Here is a 19,710-nt window from a genome sequence, read left to right as displayed (position 1 = left end):
GCATGATATGATCATTGACATCGTTGGAGCGGGGGCGCTGGGTCTTTTATATGGTGGGAAACTGTTGTTGACAGGTAACCAGGTCAGATTCTGGACTAGAACAACGGCTCAGGCAGACCTTCTCAGCCATGATGGAGTAACCCTTGTGGAACGAGACAAGGAGATACATATTCTACCGGATCAAATACAGGCGAAACCCATATGTGAGCTTCCTGACACATGGAAGAACACGCCCGGAGAATGGTTACTGCTCATGGTTAAGCAGACAGGCATTGATGATTTCATTCATGAGATTAGTCCATTACAAGATCATATGCTGAATATCGCTTGTTTTCAAAATGGGATGGGCCATCTGGAAAAACTTCATGCGGCTATGCCAAATTCGCTTCTCTGTAGTGCGGTTACAACAGAGGGTGCGAAGCGTTCACAGCGTCAGGTGACTCGTGCAGGGGCGGGTGAAACCAGGTTGGGAAGTCGTAATATACATATAGAAGCTTCTATCTCTATAGAGGAAGAAAGAATATTTACTCTTTCAAGGCTCCTGGAGCAGGCAGGATTTGACTGCACAGTGTCGAATGAAATCGATAAGCTGATATACAGGAAACTATTAATTAACGCAGTCATTAACCCGCTTACAGCGTTATGGCGAATCCCTAATGGAGAATTAATCATCACCGAAGAACGCAAGAGGCTAATGCGCCAATTATATGATGAAGTATTGTTAGTCTACTCTGAACGTGGAATATGTTTGGATCAGGATATGTGGGATCAACTGATATTAGTCTGCCGTTCGACTGCCACGAACACTTCTTCGATGCTTGCAGATGTTCTCGCTGGACGTGGTACAGAAGTTGGATCAATTAACGGACATATTGTAAGGATGGCACAAAAGTCGGGACTTGCTGCACCTACACATGAACTACTGCTTCATCTGATTGAAGGAATGCAAACGGAAGGAGTGAATTAATGGGACTTTTTATTGTGTTGAGTATATTACCTTTTTTTCCGTTCTTTCTCGTCTATTGGGGAATGTACATTTGGAAAAAAGACAAGCGCACAGCATTGCGGACAGCAATGGATGTAACCACTTTTTTTCTTGTATTTTCAGTTTCAGCGTTATTCAACTTAACATTTGATTCGAATTTTGGTTTTTATCTGACATTATTACTCATACTACTAGCACTTGGATTCATCGGAGGTGCGCAAAATCGACTAAAAGGTAAGGTCGATGGGGGTAGAATGTTCCGGGCCGTATGGCGCATGGCTTTTGTAATTATGAGTTTCGGGTATGTTTTGTTTACTTTATTTGGATTAATTAGATACTTCATGCAACAGATGTAAGGATACATAACGCAAAAGGGCTAAAAAATGTGTCGATTTTGTCGAAAACTGAAAAAAACATTACTTTCTGAAAAAGTAATGTAGATTTTTTTGACCGGTGGTTGTATAATCTATAAACATATAAACCATATCAATTTAGGGGGAACGTGTTAGATGAAAAGGAAAAGTCTATTAGTCCTTTTGACGCTGATTTTGGCGTTCGGTACCGTACTTGCAGCGTGCGGATCGAAAAACGAAGGCACAGGTAACACCGATACTGGTTCTGCAAGCGAAGGAAATGGTCTTGCTAAAGATCAAATTCTGAAAATCAACCTGTCAGCTGAACCTCCTACGTTGGACCCGGCTCAAGCAAAAGACAGCCAAACCAACACAGTTCTGAAATTCTTGTATGAAGGTCTTGTACGCATCGATGCTGATGGTAAAGAAGCTCCAGGTGTTGCTAAAGACTGGACAATCTCCGAAGATGGTTTGAAATATGTTTTCAACCTGAACCCGGATGCCAAATGGAGCAACGGTGATGCAATCACTGCCGAAGACTTTGTTCGTTCTTGGGAACGCGCTTTGAAACCGGAAACAGCTTCTCCATATGCATACCAATTGTACTACATCAAAGGTGCTGAAGGTTACAACCTGAGCAAAGACGAAACATATAAAGGTACTAAAATCACAGACTTCTCTCAAGTAGGTGTTAAAGCCACTGATGAGCACACGCTTGAAGTAACGTTGGAAAACCCAACACCTTACTTCTTGGGTCTGACAGCATTCTACACGTACTATCCAGTACATGCATCTGCTGATACAAATGACAAATTCTTCACAGACTACAAAAACATGATCGTTAACGGACCATTTGTAATGGATCAATACGCTAAAGGTCAAAAAATTGTTGTGAAGAAAAACGATGGTTATCATGCAGCTGCTGACATCAAACTGGCTCAAATCGATATGTCTCTGACAAACAGCAGTGCTTCCGAACTGCAAGCTTACAAATCAGGACAATTGGACTACACTGGTGCACCTAACGGTGAAATTCCATCCGACCAAATTCCTTCTGTAAAAGCGGAATTGCCGGACGAGTTCAAAGCTACTGGTATTGCAAGTACGTACTACTACCAGTTCAACGTAAACGAAGCACCATTTAACAACGTTAAAATCCGTAAAGCATTTGCAATGGCAATTCAACGTCAACTGATTGTTGACAAAGTAACACAAGGTGGTCAAATTCCAGCATTCGGCTTTGTACCTCCAGGTATCCGTGGTGAAAACGGCGAATTCCGTGATGAGCACAAAGACGATTACTTCACAGAAAATGTGGATGAAGCTAAAAAATTGCTTGCTGAAGGTATGAAAGAAGAAGGTTACACAACATTGCCAGCTGTAACTTTGATCTACAACACAAGTGATGGTCACGCGAAAATCGCTTTGGCAATTGCTGATATGTGGAAACAAAATCTTGGTGTTGATGTGAAAACAGAAAACCAAGAGTGGGGCGTATTCCTTGAGAACCGTCAAAACCAAAACTTCCAAGTAGCTCGTGCAGGTTGGTCTGCTGACTACAACGATCCATACAACTTCTTGGAAATGTGGACTACTGGAAACACAAACAATGATTCCAAATTCAGCAACGAACAGTATGACAAAGATGTTAAAGAAACTGTAAAATCCGCTGATCCAGCTGCACGTATGGCTGCATTTGCTGACGCTGAGAAAATCCTGATTCAAGATGAAATGGGCGTTATGCCAATCTATTACTACACTAACGTATCTTTGACTAAGCCTTACCTGAAAGGCGTACAACTTGATTTCAGTGGAGCTATTGACTTCACTCGTGCATATCTGGAAGAGAAATAAGTTGTTCTGAAGTCTAATATGATTACTTCGGGATATATATGTGGAATTCCATATATATCCCGATTTTTTTGTATGTGCACCGATTTTCCTTATAATTCTTGAAATTTCCGATAAATGGATTGGACTTTATTTCTGTCTAATTCTACAATCGATTTGTATACAAAATATTGTTTGTGGAGGTGTGCAAGGGTTGGTTAAGTATGTGTTGAAAAAACTACTATTTATGCTGCTATCGCTTTTCATACTCGCATCGCTGACTTTCTTCCTGATGAAGGCCATTCCTGGTGATCCGTTTACAGCAGAAAAGAAACTGTCGCCAGAAATTCGTGCACTCTTAGAAGTTAAGTACGGTTTGGATAAACCGATGTATGAACAATACCTGAAGTATATGGGTGGAATCCTTAAAGGGGATTTCGGCGTTTCGATGAGGTATCTGAATCAAGACGTAACGGATATGATTACTCAAACATTCACGGCTTCACTGAAGCTTGGGATCTTTGCAATCCTCATCTCCATTATTGTTGGTGTACTGTTGGGGCTTCTCGCAGCAGTTTATCACCGCAAATTGATTGATGATGTTACCATGGTTGTCGCTGTCATAGGTATTGCTGTTCCGAGCTTCTTGCTTGCCTCATTATTGCAATATGTCTTTGCTTTCAAATTGGGATGGTTCAACGTTATGGGCTTCGATGGACCGCTTGACTATGTACTCCCAGTTGCAGCATTGTCTGCATCACCAATTGCCTTTATCGCACGTTTGACTCGTTCCAGCATGCTGGAAGTTTTACATGCAGATTATATCAAAACAGCTAAAGCCAAAGGTTTAAAATGGCCAGCGATTATGTTTAAACACGTTGTACGAAATGGTATTTTGCCAGTAGTAACTTATGTTGGTCCAATGACAGCAAACATCATCACAGGTTCCGTTGTTATTGAACAGATCTTTAACATCGGGGGAATTGGTAAAGTATTCGTAGAAAGTATCACTAACCGGGATTACACCATGATTATGGGTATCACAATTTTCTATGGTATTCTCCTCATGTTGGCACGCTTCCTGACGGATATCGCTTATGTACTAATTGATCCTAGAATCAAGCTGGAAAGCCGGAAGGGGGCATAACGTTGTCTGGCACGAATAATAAAAAGAATGAAACGGCGAACACGAACCTGACTAGTCAGGCAGCGGTTAAACCGCAAGAAAGTGTATCCCTTTTTAAAGATGCCATGTACAGACTTGCAACCAATAAGGCTGCAATGATAAGTCTGAGTGTATTGGTTCTTGTCGTGATTTTCGCTTTGATTGGTCCAACTTCTTTGTTTACAAGTTATAATTATTATTCCAATGATTTGATGAATGCCAACGCGGCACCAAGTGCAGAGCATTGGTTTGGTACGGATGAACTTGGTCGTGATGTATGGGTAAGAACATGGGTTGGTGCTCGTGTATCCCTTACTGTCGGCTTGGCAGCAGCTCTAATTGACCTTGTTATTGGTGTAATCTATGGTGCGATTATGGGTTACTACGGTGGACGTGTTGATGGTATCATGAACAAATTCTCCGAAATCCTGTATTCCCTGCCTTACATGCTCGTTGTTATCTTGTTGTTGGTTGTATTGGAACCAAGTCTGACAACCATCATCATAGCCCTCACCATTACCGGCTGGATCAGTATGTCCTGGATTGTACGTGGTGAGATTATGCAACTCAAAAACAGAGACTTCATTCTCGCGGCCCGCTCCATGGGTGCAAGTACCGGACGTCAATTGTTCCGTCACTTGTTGCCAAATGCAGTTGGTCCGATTATCGTAACGTTGACATTGTCTATTCCTAACGCGATTTTTGCTGAGGCGTTTCTGAGCTTCCTCGGACTTGGTGTATCTGCACCGAGATCATCCCTGGGATCCATGATTAATGACGCTCTCACAGGCTGGACGCTGTATCCTTGGCGGATGTGGTTCCCAGCGGGTCTGATGGTACTGACTATGCTTGCATTTAACTTGCTCGGTGATGGTCTGCGCGACGCGCTTGATCCGAAATTACGTAAATAGAAATAGGAGGTGGGATTATGGAGCCGATTTTAACAGTCAAGGACTTGAGCGTATCATTCTCAACGCGCTCTGGTGAATTTGATGCGGTTAAAAATGTGAGTTTTGAAATTGGCAAAGGAGAGACGCTGGGGATCGTAGGTGAATCTGGTAGTGGTAAGAGTGTTACCGCCCAAACCATCATGAAATTGATTCCCTCCCCGCCTTCGAAGGTCAAAAGCGGAGAAATTACTTTTCACGGGCAAGACCTGCTGAATAAGACAGACAAACAAATGGAAGCGATTCGTGGTAAAGATATCGGTATGATCTTCCAAGATCCAATGACTTCTTTGAATCCTACCATTAAAATTGGTAAACAAATTACCGAAGTATTGCGCAAGCATCAGAACATGTCCAAACAAGCGGCGGATAAAGCTGCTTTGGAAATGCTGGAACTTGTAGGAATTAAAAATGCGGCAATCCGCATGAATCATTATCCACACCAATTCTCTGGTGGTATGCGTCAGCGTGCCATGATTGCAATCGCGCTTGCATGTCGTCCATCCCTTCTGATTGCGGATGAGCCGACAACTGCACTTGACGTTACCATTCAGGCTCAAATTCTGGATGTCATGAAAGACATGCAGCAAAAGCTTGGAACATCAATTATGCTGATTACGCATGACCTTGGTGTCGTAGCGGGTATGTGTGACCGTGTTGTTGTTATGAAGGAAGGCGAAGTTGTTGAAACAGGAACAACTGCTGAAATCTTCAGTAACCCACAACATCCATATACGATTAAATTGCTCAATGCTTTACCTCGCCTGGACGAGCCCAAAAAGGAAAAACCAGCTCCAGCTGGTATTATCAAAGGCAGCAACAAGCCGCTGGTACAAGTGAAAAACTTGAAACAGTACTTTAATTTGGGTAAAGGTAACATTCTCAAAGCGGTCAATGACGTAAGCTTTGATATCTTTGAAGGAGAAACACTTGGCGTTGTAGGTGAGTCCGGCTGTGGTAAATCCACAACAGGTCGAACCATTCTGCGTCTTTATGAGCCAACTGGCGGAAGTGTTAACTTCAACGGAACGGATATCTACAAGTTGTCCCCACGCAAAATGAAAGAAATGCGTAAAGATATGCAGATGATCTTCCAAGATCCATATGCATCCCTTAACCCGCGTTTCAATGTTATGGATATTATCGGAGAGTCCCTTGATATTCATGGTCTGGCTTCCAGCTCTAAAGAGCGCAAGAGAAGAGTGGAAGAGCTGCTTGACCTGGTAGGACTGAATCCAAGTCATGCACTTCGTTATCCACATGAATTCTCTGGTGGTCAAAGACAACGGATCGGGATTGCGCGTGCACTTGCTGTAGACCCTAAATTCATCATCTGTGATGAGCCATTGTCTGCACTGGATGTATCCATTCAGGCACAGGTCGTTAAATTGCTTGAAGAACTCCAGCAACGTCTCGGCTTGACATATCTGTTCATTGCGCATGACTTGTCGATGGTTAAACATATCAGTGACCGTGTAGCTGTAATGTATATGGGTAAAGTGGTTGAGCTCGCAGAAAGTGAAGAATTGTATGCGAACCCTGTCCACCCTTATACGAAAACGTTGCTCTCAGCGATCCCTGTACCTGATCCGGAAGTGGAAGCGAACAAACGTCGCATCTTGCTGCCGGAAGAGCATATGAGCCCGATTCAGAATGGATCCGGTGGTCCTGCAAATGACCCGTACAATCTGGAAAATGCTCAATTGATTGAGGTTTCCAAAGGTCACTGGGTTGCAGAACCTTACGTATAATAGGAATATTAAAGCGATATGCTATTATTGATGTATTAAGTGCCGCCGACTCGTTCGGCGGTTTTTTTCGTATTTTAATCACTTTCTTTTGACGAAGCGGCCTTGAATTCGGTACAATCAAGAAAGGCTCTTTGAAGCAGAATAGGAGGCAGACCTCATGAACGGTATTACCGAGGCACTCCGCAGCGGATCAAGACTTGCAGAAGATTATATCTGTTCAAGAGATGCTGCGCGTGGCCTTTACGAGTATGACATTCGCTGGGAATCAGGACTTCAGTCGCGTGCCGAATGGCTGGACCAATCGGAAAACACACGTATTGATCGGCGTGATCTGGCAGAGTATTTACGTATATATAATAAGCGGGTGAATGACCATGGAGAGGTTCATGCGTCCATCACACGTCTTGCAGAACAAGATGCACTAGTGGTTACAGGAGGACAGCAGAGCGGTCTGCTCACCGGACCACTGTTCGTCATATACAAAGCCGCCAGCGTAGTGGCAGCTGCGCGTGAAGCGGAAGAAAGACTTCAACGCCCGGTAGTCCCCGTATTTTGGATTGCTGGTGAAGACCATGACTGGGATGAGGTTAACCATACGTATCTACCTGATCATCAAGGAGATATGAAGAAGGTCAAGTTACAAGGACGATTCGCAGGAAGGGATTCTGTGAGTAATGTTCATGTGGATACGCAGCAGTGGATGAATGTAATCGAACAGGTGGAACATCTGTTACCTGATACGATACATAAACCAGGATTGATGAAATGTATCACAGAGATCCATCAATCCAGTTCAAATCTGAGTGATGCATTTGCCCGCATGATATCTGCCTTGTTTGCCAGCAGTGGACTTGTTCTAATGGATGCATCCGATCCAGAGTTACGCAGGTTGGAGCAGCCCGTGTTTGAGCGGTTGATACGCAAAAATGAAGTGCTGCGCAACGCATACACACAAGGAGCTTCGCTGGTACAACAAGCTGGTTATGCTATGCCTGCCGAAGTAGCGGAGGATGGAGCGAATCTGTTCTACATCCATGAAGGTACGCGTCTGCTCTTGTTGTTGAAGGACGGTTTATATAGTGATCGCAAAGGTTTGGTTTCGTTCACAGAGGAGCGTTTGCTCCAAGAACTGGAAGAACATCCCGAGCGCTTCAGTAACAATGTATTGACACGACCATTAATGCAAGATTCTGTGCTGCCTGTAGCCGCTGTTATTTTGGGGCAAGGTGAAATTGCATATTGGGGTTTGACTCGTGAAGCATTCTGTCAGTTCGGACTGCAAATGCCCATTCTGTTGCCGCGGTTGTCCTTCACCATTATGGAAGATATTCATCACAAACATATGAAACAATATGGGCTTTCTTTTCAGGATGTACAATATCATATGGAAGAAAAGAAGGAACAGTGGCTCACACAACAGGAGACGTTCCAGGTAGATGAACAGTTTGACAAGGTTCAGGAAGCGTTTCTTGATCTGTATGGACCATTGCTAGATGAGATCGCGGAGATTCATCCGGGACTGGAACGAATTGGCGATACCAATTTGAGTAAAATCAACGAGCAAATGCAGTATCTGAAACAGCAGACTCACAAAGCCATCGAAGATAAACATAATGTGAGTCTAAGGCACTGGAACGGCATTCAAAACTCCTTATTTCCAACGGGCAAACCACAGGAACGAGTACATAATGCACTCTTTTACCTGAATCGTTATGGCACCGAGTGGATCGATGAACTGATTAAGGCCTCAAGCGAATTCCTTGGAGAGCACAAGGTTATTGCACTATAGAGCCCTTTATAATAGAAGAAACACATAAACGAGGAGGATATGGAATGACTACACCTGCGTTGCAAAACAGTATTGTTAAAGATATGGGACTCGCTTCAGAGGGTCATCTGAAAATTGATTGGGTAGAGGCACACATGCCGGTACTGAACCGCATTCGTCGCCAGTTCGAACAGGATCTGCCTTTCAAAGGTTTAAAGGTGGCGATTTGTCTTCATCTGGAGGCGAAAACAGCTTACTTGGCAAAAGTGATCCAAGCGGGTGGGGCGGAAGTAACGATTACGCACAGCAACCCGTTGTCTACACAAGATGATGTGTGCGCAGCATTAGTGGAAGACGGCGTTACAGTGTATGCCAAGTACAATCCGGAACCTGCGGAATTCAAATCACTGCAACTTCGTGCGCTTGAGGTGAAGCCCGATCTCATTATTGATGATGGTGGAGACTTTGCAACCATTATTGCATCCGAGCGTCCTGACCTTGCAGCAACAATTCGCGGCGGAGCAGAGGAAACGACAACGGGTATTATTCGTTTGAAAGCATTGGCGAAAGAAGGCCAATTGAAGTTTCCAATGGTTGCGGTTAATGACGCATACTGCAAGTATCTGTTCGATAATCGCTACGGTACAGGACAGTCTGCATTCGACGGAATTATTCGTACAACCAACTTGGTTATCGCTGGTAAAAACGTAGTGGTAGCAGGTTATGGCTGGTGTGGTAAAGGTGTAGCGATGCGCGCCAAAGGTCTTGGAGCGAATGTGATCGTAACCGAGATCGATCCAATCAAAGCGGTAGAGGCACACATGGACGGGTTCCGGGTCATGACGATGGTGGAAGCCGCCAAATTGGGCGATTTCTTTATCGCAGTTACAGGAAATAAGGATGTTATCACGGGTGAGCATTACGATGTGATGAAGGACGGAGCAATCCTGAGCAATGCAGGTCACTTTGATGTTGAAGTGAATAAACCTGAACTGGCAAAACGTTCGGAATCGATTCGCACAGTTCGCCGTAACATTGAGGAGTATCGTTTCAAAGATGGTCGTAAAATGTACCTTCTTGCAGAAGGTCGTCTTGTGAACCTGGGTGCAGCAGATGGTCACCCTGCCGAAATCATGGACACGACGTTTGCTCTGCAGGCTCTTGGTTTGCGTTATGTGAGTGAGAACTATGCTGAGTTGGGTAAAAACGTTGTTAATGTACCTTATGATATCGACCAACAGGTTGCTAGCTATAAACTTGAAAGCCTGAATATTGGCATCGACTCCTTGTCAGCTGAGCAAGAGAAATACCTGGATAGCTGGAAATTTTAAGCACTATCCAATAATTACAAGCTGATGAAATGATTCAATAGGTATAGAATGGTTTATTGATGATATGGCTCATGTGCGGGTAGACATACGATTGCCCGTTTAAGGGAAGCGTCTTTGATCCTGAGTGACAGGATCAAAGACGTTTTTTTATGCTGAAAAATTAAAAAATCAAGTAATGCAAGAAGGGTTTTGATTTTTTTGTGCGAATCTATTATGCTTAGGTGGTGGAAAGTGGGGCAAAGTGGGAGAAACGGGTGAGGAGTGAGTGGGCCAATGTTTATGGGGGAGTTCCAACATAGCATTGATGATAAGGGTCGGGTTATCATTCCGGCTAAATTCCGCGAATCTCTGGGACCGTCTTTCGTTGTCACACGGGGTTTGGACCAGTGTCTTTTCGTGTACCCCATGGAGGAGTGGGGGGTCATGGAACAGAAGCTCAAAGCACTGCCATTGATGAAATCTGATGCACGTGCGTTTACCCGGTTTTTTTTCTCGGGTGCAACCGAATGTGAACTGGACAAACAGGGCAGGGTAAATCTGCCGGGCAATCTAAGAGAGTATGCCAAGTTGGACAAGGATTGTGTTGTCCTTGGCGTGTCGAACCGGGTGGAGATTTGGAGCAAAGGCATATGGGAGAGTTATTTCAATCAATCCGAAGAAGCATTCAACGACATTGCCGAAAAGCTGGTCGATTTTAATTTTGATTTATAAAGTCAGGAGGGGTGCAGGTTGTTTCACCACATAACCGTACTCAAAGAAGAGGCAACAGAGGGATTAAACATCAAGCAGGACGGTATATACGTGGACTGCACTTTAGGCGGTGGCGGACACAGCTCCGTGATTGCGTCCAAGCTCGGTCCAGGGGGACGTCTGATCGCACTTGATCAGGATGATTGGGCTTTGGATAATGCGCGCGAGAAGCTCGCTGCCTATGGAGATCGTGTAACATTGGTGAAAACCAATTTTCGAGATCTGGAACAGGTACTTAAGGATCTGGATGTACCAATGAAGGATGGTGCACCACAGGTCGATGGTATTTTGTACGATTTGGGTGTGTCATCTCCGCAATTTGATGAAGGAGAACGTGGATTCAGCTACAATCACGATGCTCCGCTCGATATGCGAATGGACCAGGATGCAATGCTGACGGCCAAAGAGATTGTGAATGAGTGGCCAGAAGAAGAGATTGCTCGAATTTTGTATCGCTATGGTGAAGAGAAGTTTTCGAGAAGAATCGCCCGTGTTATCGTCGGAAAACGAGCGCAGTCCACCATTGAGACGACAGGTGAACTCGTGGAACTGATCAAGGAAGGCATCCCGGCGGCAGCTCGCCGTACGGGTGGACATCCTGCCAAACGCAGCTTTCAGGCTTTACGTATTGCCGTTAACGATGAGTTGGGTGCGTTTGAAGAAGGCTTGCATCAGGCTGTTCGTTGTCTGGCACCAGGAGGACGTGTATCTGTTATTACCTTCCACTCCCTTGAGGATCGGATATGTAAACAGATTTTCAGCAGTTATCTGGAAAAATGTACTTGTCCACCCGATTTTCCGTTGTGTGTATGCGGCGGCAAGGGTACCCTGCGTTTAGTTAACAGAAAACCGTTGAGTCCAACGGAAACGGAATTGGCCGAAAATTCACGTGCTCGTTCAGCCAAGCTGCGCGTAGCCGAGAAATTGTAGATCAAGAGTGGAGGAGAGAATCGGAGTATGGCATATACACGTGGTAATCTCGCTGTAAAAGAAAAAGCGTCCCAGGAACGTGTGACCCAGCAACGATACAAAGAAACCACCAAAGTGGTGACCCGTCGTACGGGTCTTCCGGCACGCGAGAAGATTTTGTATCTGATTACCCTGGTTGCAGTTATCCTTGTTGGTGGAGCTTTAATGTCTCGTTATGCTCATATCTATGATCTGAACAAACAGGCACAGGCTACTATTTCGGAAGTCAAGGGATATGAGAAGACGATAGCAGACCTGCAGGTGGAAAAAGAAACATTGAATAACCAGGTCATCGAAAATGCAAAACAACTTGGTTACGTTGAAGCTTCCGGTAAGGATGTCATTTTTGTACCTCGCTCAACAAGTACGAAATCACCAGGTACTGAATCGTCCTCAAATACATCTAGCAGTAAGTAAAGAGGTGTTCCGATGGTAAAAAGAATAAAGATGCGCACGTTGCTAATAGGGGGATGTATTACCCTCTTTTTTCTTGTACTCGTAACCCGAATCTTTTTCATTCAAGTTGTGAATGGCGGTGTATGGCAGGAACGGGCAGCCGGTTTGGTAGAGCGGGCACAGACGATTAAGGCAGCACGTGGGACGATTACGGACCGCAATGGTAACGTTCTGGCTACTGATTCGCCTGCATACACGGTTTCCGTGAATCCTCTATTAATTAATGAACTTGGGATTCAGGATGTAGTGACGGAAAAGCTCTCAGCCCTTCTTGGGAAAAATGAGAGTGAGATGCGTGCTCTGGTCACAGCCAAAAATGCAAAGGGTAAGTTTTTTCAGCAGCGTGAAGTACGCAGTGAAGGATATAAGATAAGTCCTGAGCTTGCAGAAAAAGTCAACGAACTGCGAGAGGAATTACAAGAAGAATACAAGGCTCGTAATGCCATTGTCATGGCTCAAGAGTCGAAGCGTTTTTACCCTGAAGAAACACTTGCTTCTCACCTCTTGGGATATATGAGTCGTGATGGGAAAGCTGTCAATGGACTTGAAGTTTCATATGATGAAGCACTGACTGGTACAGACGGATATTTGAATTATCAGAAGGATGCCAAAGGCATTAAACTTCCAGATTCAAAGGATAACTATCTTCCACCTCAGAACGGGAAAAACCTTACGCTAACCATCGATGACACGATCCAGTTCTACATTGAGGATGCAATGAAAGAAGCCGTCGCTAAATATAATCCACTGAGTATGACGGTCATTGCAGCTGACCCGAGCACGATGGAGATTCTAGGCATGGCGAATTGGCCAACCTTTAACCCTAATTCGTATGGTAGCACACCTGATCAAAAGAATTTTATCAATCATGCTACTCAATCCATCTATGAGCCAGGTAGTACATTCAAAATAGTTACGCTAGCAGGGGCTGTAGAAGAAAAACTCTTTGATCCCAATGCAAGTTTTGAATCGAAACCGACCTATATTGGCGGATATACGATTAGTGATAACGGTCATTCTTACGGACGAATCTCCTACCTTGAAGGTGTAAAACGCTCCAGTAACATTGCTTTTGTTAATCTGGGTTACAACATGCTAGGCGGTGAACGTCTGCGTCATTACATAGACGAATTCGGTTTCGGCAAAAAGACGGGTATTGATCTACCGAATGAAGCAGCATCACCAATTAAACCACTGGTTTTCAAATCCGAGATTGCTACGGCAGCCTATGGTCATGGTCTTGTACAGGTAACACCAATTCAACAGGTCGCAGCAATCTCTGCGATTGCTAACGGCGGCAAATTGCTGGAGCCACATCTGGTGAAGGAGATCAAGAACCCGAATGATGGGACCACGGAAGTGATCAAACCCAAAGTTGTTCGTCAGGTGATTTCGAAGGAATCTTCCAAGCTGGTGAGCGGTTATCTGGAACAAGTGGTTGCAGACCAAACGATTGGTACTGGTCGTAATGCCTATATTGAAGGTTACCGTGTAGCTGGTAAGACGGGTACGGCAAGAAAGGTTGTTAACGGAGAATACAGCAAGTCAAAAGACGTTGTATCGTTTATTGGGTTCGCACCGGTGAATAATCCGAAGATTGCTATACTCGTTGTCATTGACCAACCGGACGGAACCAACATTGGGGGAGGAACCGCAGCTGCCCCGGTATTCAAAAAGATTGTCAGCCAGACTCTTCAATACATGGGAGTCCCCAAAGACACTGCCAAAACTTCTGACAAAAAGTCAAAAGAAGTCTCTGTCGTGCAAGCCAAGGCGCCCGACCTGAGTGGCAAGACAGCCAAACAGGCCAGAAGCCAGCTCCTAAGCGCAGGTATTGCTTATGTGACTCTTGGTCAAGGTGATAATGTAATTCGGCAGTATCCGGTTGCTGGCGCCTCTATGAATCCAGGCCAACGAATCTATCTGCTAACGGAAGAAAGCAGCAAGATGAAGATTCCCGATCTAACAGGTGAATCTCTCCGTGATGCCCTTGAAGTACTTTCTCTTATGAAAGTGGGAGTTACGGTCAAGGGTGAGGGCTATGTCGTGAAGCAAACGGAGCAGGTCGCAGGTGAGCAGAGAACCGTGCAGTTGAACTTGCAGACTGCCAAAGCTGCAGTGACAGGTATAGCTGATGAGGCTCCAATCTCTTCTGATCCATCGTCAGAAGCTGAAGGGAAGGAACAAGAGGTCTCGGGCGACGAAGGTAAAACCGATGGAACAGACGAAACAGACAACAACAAGGCTCCCGCCAATGAATCCGAATCCTCTGATGATCCAGCAACAAATGGGACTTCGCTACCCTAGGGAGCTCTGACAGCTTGTTCTAACCCCCGGTTGTCCTGAATATTCATGAATGGAACGAGATCATGATTTTGGGACGAGTGGGGGGATCTTTTCGTGAAGGGATCAAGCGTAAATCTGCGGCGCAGGTTGCTATGGAGTTTAATGATTTTAGTTTTGTTATTTTCGGCCCTGATGATCAGGCTTGCTTATGTACAACTCGGGAAAGGCCCAGAGTTGTCAGCAAAAGCAGAAGAATCTTGGCGGCGTAATATTCCTTATTCAGCCAAGCGAGGTGAGATCCTGGATCGCAATGGAACCTCATTGGCCTATAATGTGACGACACCGACCATTATGGCGATTCCGGCTCAGGTCAAAGAAGCTGAAACGACAGCTAAAGCACTGGCCCCATTGCTTGGGATGACGGAAGAAAAAGTGCTGGCAACCATCAAGAAACGAGAACTGATTGTACGACTACAACCCGGCGGCCGCAAAATTACGATGGATAAAGCTCAGCGCATCCGTGATTTGAAGCTTCCGGGTATCGTTGTTGCTGAGGACAATAAACGTTTTTATCCCTATGATGATTTGGCTGCCCATATTCTTGGTTTTACGGGTATTGATAATCAGGGTTTAACGGGTGTCGAGAAGAAATATGATGATAAGCTGAATGGTCTGAATGGCAGTGTGTCCTACTTGTCCGATGCGGCCGGAAGGCTAATGCCGGGCTCATCCGAGAAGTATGTGGAACCGAAGGACGGCCTTAACCTCAAGCTGACCATTGATAAATCCATTCAGTCCATCATGGAGAGAGAACTGGATCAGGCCATGGTGAAGTTTCAGGCGAACTCAGCATTGGCCATAGCGATGAATCCCAAAACAGGTGAAATTTTGGGCATGTCCAGCAGGCCTGGATACGAACCTGCCGATTATCAGCAATATCCCGCAGAGATCTACAATCGGAATTTACCAATCTGGATGACCTACGAGCCAGGCTCCACCTTTAAGATCATTACGTTGGCAGCAGCGCTTGAAGAGAAAAAAGTCAATCTGCAACAGGATCAATTTTTTGATCCCGGATATGTTGAGGTGGGTGGAGCCCGCCTGCGTTGCTGGAAAAAGGGAGGCCACGGAAGTCAGACCTTCTTGCAAGTGGTGGAGAACTCATGTAACCCTGGATTTGTGGCCCTCGGGCAAAGGCTGGGGAAAGAGTCACTCTTCTCCTATATTAAAGACTTTGGCTTCGGCACCAAGACAGGGATCGACCTCAGCGGAGAAGCCAGTGGAATTTTGTTCAAACTGTCCAGAGTTGGCCCTGTTGAGCTTGCAACGACCGCTTTTGGTCAAGGTGTATCGGTAACACCCATTCAGCAAGTAGCAGCTGTGTCAGCGGCCATCAATGGGGGTAAACTTTACAAGCCTTATGTTACAAAAGCGTGGGTTCATCCGGTCACGGGAGAAGTCATGGAAGAAGCCAAGCCGGAACTGGTTCGTCAGGTGATCTCGGAGAATACGTCCAAGCAAGTACGTGAAGCACTCGAGAGTGTTGTCGCCAAAGGCACAGGACGTCCAGCGTTCATTGATGGATACCGGGTCGGTGGCAAAACAGGTACAGCCCAGAAGGTCATCAACGGACGTTATTCCTCAACCGAGCATATCGTATCCTTTATCGGATTTGCACCAGCAGATGACCCTCAGATTGTGGTCTATACCGCAGTGGATAATCCCAAAGGAATTCAGTTCGGAGGCGTGGTTGCCGCCCCGATTGTACAGAACATCCTTGAAGATGCGTTGCATTATATGAATGTCCCTGTTCGAAAGGATCAGGTCGCGAAAGAATACAAGTACGGTGAGACCAAAATCGTGACAGTTCCAGACCTGACAGGAGCTACTGTCGAAGATCTGTACGAAGACCTGAACATGAATTTTATGCTGGCCAAGTCTGGCAGTGGTAAATACGTAATCAATCAGGCACCCAAGCCCGGGGCAAGGGTAGATCAGGGATCCACCATCCGCATTTATATGGGGAATGTACTGAACGATGCGCACGATCACACGAAGGATGAATAACTTGTGCACTGGAGCAGTTTCGGCTTCAAGCGCAACAAAGTTCATCCAAGTGCGTTTCATTATTTGGCTGTATTGACGATATTAATAAATACAGACATATGCTAAAACAGAAGTATAATTGGAAAAGTGAGGTTATTCATGTGCTTTTAAAACAATTTGCATCGATGCTGACCACCGCCCGTCTCGTGGGCGAACCAAATACAGAATGCCAAAACCTTCAGACAGATTCCCGGCAGGTAAAACCGGGTGATCTGTTTATCTGTCTTCCGGGACATACGGTAGATGGTCATGATTATGCAGAAAAAGCGGTTAATTCCGGTGCAGTCGCATTGGTGGTTGAACGGCAACTGGATCTGCCTGTACCACAATTGCTGGTGAAGGACAGCCGGTTTGCAATGGCTGTTCTGGCAGATTTCTTTTTTGACTCGCCAAGCCAGAAGATGAATATGATTGGTGTTACGGGAACGAACGGAAAAACAACAACCACGTATTTGATTGAAAAAATCATGAGTGATTATGGACGCAAGACAGGATTGATCGGTACCATTCAAATGCGGTATGACGGTCGGACCTACCCGATGTCAGGAACGACACCAGAAGCGCTTGATCTGCAGCGCAGTCTGCATGATATGGTTCAGAAGGGTACGGACTGCTGTGTCATGGAAGTTTCTTCTCACGCATTGGAACAAGGACGAGTAAAGGGAACCAACTTCCGTACTGCGGTATTCACTAACCTGACGCAGGATCATCTGGACTACCACCATTCCATGGAGGAATATCGCGGGGCGAAAGGATTGTTCTTTGCACGGCTGGGTAACGGCTATACGCAAGATGTTTCACAGCGTAAATTCGCGGTCATCAATGCAGATGATCCTGCTGCGGATTATTTCATCTCTGTGACGGCTGCTGAAGTGATTACATATGGCATGGGTGAAGAGGCGGATGTACGTGCATCCCAAATCTCAATCACTTCTCAGGGTACTTCTTTCCACGTGGATACATTTGCGGGCAGCACGGATATTCGCTTGCGCATGGTAGGCAAATTCAATGTGTACAATGCCATGGCAGCAATCTCTGCTGCGCTGGTGGAAGGTATTCCGCTGGAAGAGATCAAGCGCAGTCTGGAGACGGTTCCGGGCGTGGATGGACGTGTTGAAGGAGTGGACGAAGGACAGCCATTTGCTGTTATTGTCGATTATGCCCATACACCGGATGGACTGGAGAATGTGTTACGGACGGTGAAGGAATTTGCCGAAGGACGTGTAATCTGCGTGTTTGGCTGTGGTGGTGACAGAGACCGTACCAAACGCCCTCTCATGGGGAAAATTGCTGCGAAGTATAGTGATTTTGTACTGGTTACTTCCGATAATCCACGGACAGAAGATCCGGATCTGATTCTCAAAGACATTGAACAGGGCCTGATTGAAGAATCTGTTCCTGCTGAACGTTATACGATGATTGTGGATCGGCGCCAGGCGATTCATGAAGCTATTGAAATGGCAAGCCCAGCCGATGTAGTATTGATTGCGGGCAAGGGTCACGAGACCTATCAGATTATCGGCACAACCAAAACCGATTTTGATGACCGAATCATAGCCAAAGAAGCGATAAGGGGCAAATCCAATTGATAAAAAGAACATTGGCACAATTGGCCGAGATGTGTGGAGGAACATTAAGTGACGTTGCTGCTCATGGCAATGTAATGGTTGAAGGGGTGTTTACCGATTCGCGTAAACCCTTGGAAGGAAGTTTGTTTATCCCGCTCGTGGGTGAAAGGTTTGACGGACACGAGTTTGTGCAAGCCTGTTTAGAGAAGGGTGCCGCAGGGGCGATCTGGCAAAAGGATCATGGTATTCCACCACAAGGAGCTGTCATTGTGGTTGATGACACACTTGTCGCACTGCAAGCACTAGCATCTGCTTATCTAAATGAGAATAAAGCGGCTGTTGTCGGCATTACAGGCAGCAACGGTAAGACAACAACGAAGGACATCGTGGATGCCATTCTCTCAACTACATTCAAAGTGCATAAGACGCAAGGTAACTTTAATAATCACATTGGTTTACCACTGACTGTATTGAGTATGGACCCGGATACGGAAATTATCATTTTGGAGATGGGTATGAGTGGTCGCGGGGAAATTAACGATCTGTCGGTTATTGCTCAGCCTGATGTAGCGATCATTACCAATATTGGTGAATCTCATCTGCTTCAGCTGGGGTCCAGACTGGAGATTGCCAGAGCCAAAGCCGAGATTGCCGCGGGACTGAAGCCTGGCGGGTTACTGATCTACAACGGAGACGAGCCTTTAATTGCACAAGTTCTTGAAGAGCCCGCAACGAAACAACCCGATGGATTGCAGCGGTTTACATTTGGCCTGCAAACTGATAATGATGATTATCCTACCGGACTTATGAATGCGCAGAGCGGAGTCGTTTTCACCACCAAACAGTCTGGAGAACATGCATTTACGCTACCTCTGCTGGGAACGCATAATGTCGTTAACTGTCTGGCTGCTTTGGCTGTAGCCCGTCATTTTGGAGTGACAACGGAGCAGATTTCCGCGGGATTGTCTCGCCTTAAACTGACAGGCATGCGTATTGAGGTTACTCAAGGTGTTAGTGGTCTAACCCTGCTGAATGATGCATACAATGCAAGTCCTACCTCCATGAAGGCCGCAATTGATGTACTTGAAGGTCTGAGAGGATACCGCATGAAAGTGGCTGTGCTTGGTGATATGCTTGAACTTGGTCCTCAGGAGCAAGACCTGCATTTTGGGATTGGTGAGTATATTACAACTGCCAAAATGGACATGGTGCTCGTATACGGCCCGCTATCAGCGCATATTGCTGAAGGAGCAAGAAAGCATATGCCGGCAGAGGCTGTGCATGCTTTTATAGATAAAGAAGAAATGACCCGTTATCTACTGGAGAAACTACATCCTAGAGACGTTGTCTTGTTCAAAGCCTCAAGGGGCATGAAGCTGGAGGACGTGGTCGAAGCACTACAAATAGCAACATTACAGAATCGAGTAGACTAGAGGGGTGAACCC

General features: G+C 45.6%; 15 protein-coding genes. All 15 read left to right on the top strand.

Annotated features, from left to right (window positions below; genetic code table 11):
- Positions 1–7 precede the first annotated feature (7 nt).
- The 15 genes from NKT06_RS22140 (at position 8) to NKT06_RS22070 (ending at position 19,698) form a co-directional block, all read left to right on the top strand.
- Positions 8–967, top strand: a complete 960-nt coding sequence (locus NKT06_RS22140) for a ketopantoate reductase family protein (protein WP_253439348.1) — start codon at positions 8–10, stop codon at positions 965–967.
- Positions 967–1,341 (top strand): DUF3397 domain-containing protein, encoded by a 375-nt coding sequence (locus NKT06_RS22135; protein ID WP_253439346.1) that lies wholly within the window; start codon positions 967–969, stop codon positions 1,339–1,341. Before NKT06_RS22140 ends, NKT06_RS22135 begins: the two co-directional genes overlap by 1 nt.
- A gap of 153 nt (positions 1,342–1,494) precedes the next feature.
- A complete protein-coding gene (locus NKT06_RS22130) occupies positions 1,495–3,192 on the top strand; it encodes a peptide ABC transporter substrate-binding protein (RefSeq protein WP_253439344.1) in 1,698 nt (565 codons plus the stop codon).
- A gap of 190 nt (positions 3,193–3,382) precedes the next feature.
- Positions 3,383–4,315, top strand: a complete 933-nt coding sequence (locus NKT06_RS22125; protein ID WP_100527052.1) for an ABC transporter permease — start codon at positions 3,383–3,385, stop codon at positions 4,313–4,315.
- Between the two features lie 47 nt (positions 4,316–4,362).
- Complete coding sequence (locus NKT06_RS22120) at positions 4,363–5,244, top strand: ABC transporter permease (protein WP_483311631.1); 882 nt, start codon at positions 4,363–4,365, stop codon at positions 5,242–5,244.
- 17 nt (positions 5,245–5,261) lie between these two features.
- Positions 5,262–7,031, top strand: a complete 1,770-nt coding sequence (locus NKT06_RS22115; RefSeq protein WP_253439340.1) for an ABC transporter ATP-binding protein — start codon at positions 5,262–5,264, stop codon at positions 7,029–7,031.
- A gap of 157 nt (positions 7,032–7,188) precedes the next feature.
- Entirely contained in the window at positions 7,189–8,820 is a 1,632-nt protein-coding gene (gene bshC, locus NKT06_RS22110) for a bacillithiol biosynthesis cysteine-adding enzyme BshC (RefSeq protein WP_253439338.1), read from the top strand.
- A 44-nt stretch (positions 8,821–8,864) separates the two neighbouring features.
- Positions 8,865–10,130: an adenosylhomocysteinase gene (locus NKT06_RS22105; protein WP_145323188.1), complete on the top strand. Its 1,266-nt coding sequence runs from the start codon at positions 8,865–8,867 to the stop codon at positions 10,128–10,130.
- Between the two features lie 273 nt (positions 10,131–10,403).
- A complete protein-coding gene (mraZ, locus tag NKT06_RS22100) occupies positions 10,404–10,841 on the top strand; it encodes a division/cell wall cluster transcriptional repressor MraZ (RefSeq protein ID WP_017687291.1) in 438 nt (145 codons plus the stop codon).
- An 18-nt stretch (positions 10,842–10,859) separates the two neighbouring features.
- Complete coding sequence (rsmH, locus tag NKT06_RS22095; protein ID WP_253439336.1) at positions 10,860–11,810, top strand: 16S rRNA (cytosine(1402)-N(4))-methyltransferase RsmH; 951 nt, start codon at positions 10,860–10,862, stop codon at positions 11,808–11,810.
- 27 nt (positions 11,811–11,837) lie between these two features.
- Positions 11,838–12,266, top strand: coding sequence for a hypothetical protein (locus NKT06_RS22090; protein WP_253439334.1), 429 nt, complete (start codon positions 11,838–11,840; stop codon positions 12,264–12,266).
- 12 nt (positions 12,267–12,278) lie between these two features.
- Positions 12,279–14,612 (top strand): penicillin-binding transpeptidase domain-containing protein, encoded by a 2,334-nt coding sequence (locus NKT06_RS22085; protein WP_253439331.1) that lies wholly within the window; start codon positions 12,279–12,281, stop codon positions 14,610–14,612.
- Between the two features lie 93 nt (positions 14,613–14,705).
- Positions 14,706–16,658, top strand: coding sequence for a stage V sporulation protein D (locus tag NKT06_RS22080; protein WP_253439329.1), 1,953 nt, complete (start codon positions 14,706–14,708; stop codon positions 16,656–16,658).
- A 140-nt stretch (positions 16,659–16,798) separates the two neighbouring features.
- The gene (locus tag NKT06_RS22075; protein ID WP_367399872.1) at positions 16,799–18,286 is read left to right on the top strand and encodes a UDP-N-acetylmuramoyl-L-alanyl-D-glutamate--2,6-diaminopimelate ligase; all 1,488 of its coding nucleotides are present in this window, start codon (positions 16,799–16,801) and stop codon (positions 18,284–18,286) included.
- Entirely contained in the window at positions 18,286–19,698 is a 1,413-nt protein-coding gene (locus NKT06_RS22070; RefSeq protein ID WP_367399901.1) for a UDP-N-acetylmuramoyl-tripeptide--D-alanyl-D-alanine ligase, read from the top strand. The genes NKT06_RS22075 and NKT06_RS22070 overlap by 1 nt, the downstream gene beginning before the upstream one ends.
- Positions 19,699–19,710 lie beyond the last annotated feature (12 nt).

The organism is Paenibacillus sp. 1781tsa1, from assembly GCF_024159265.1.
Classification (GTDB): Bacteria; Bacillota; Bacilli; order Paenibacillales; family Paenibacillaceae; genus Paenibacillus.
This window is presented reverse-complemented; position numbering and strand designations above follow the sequence as displayed.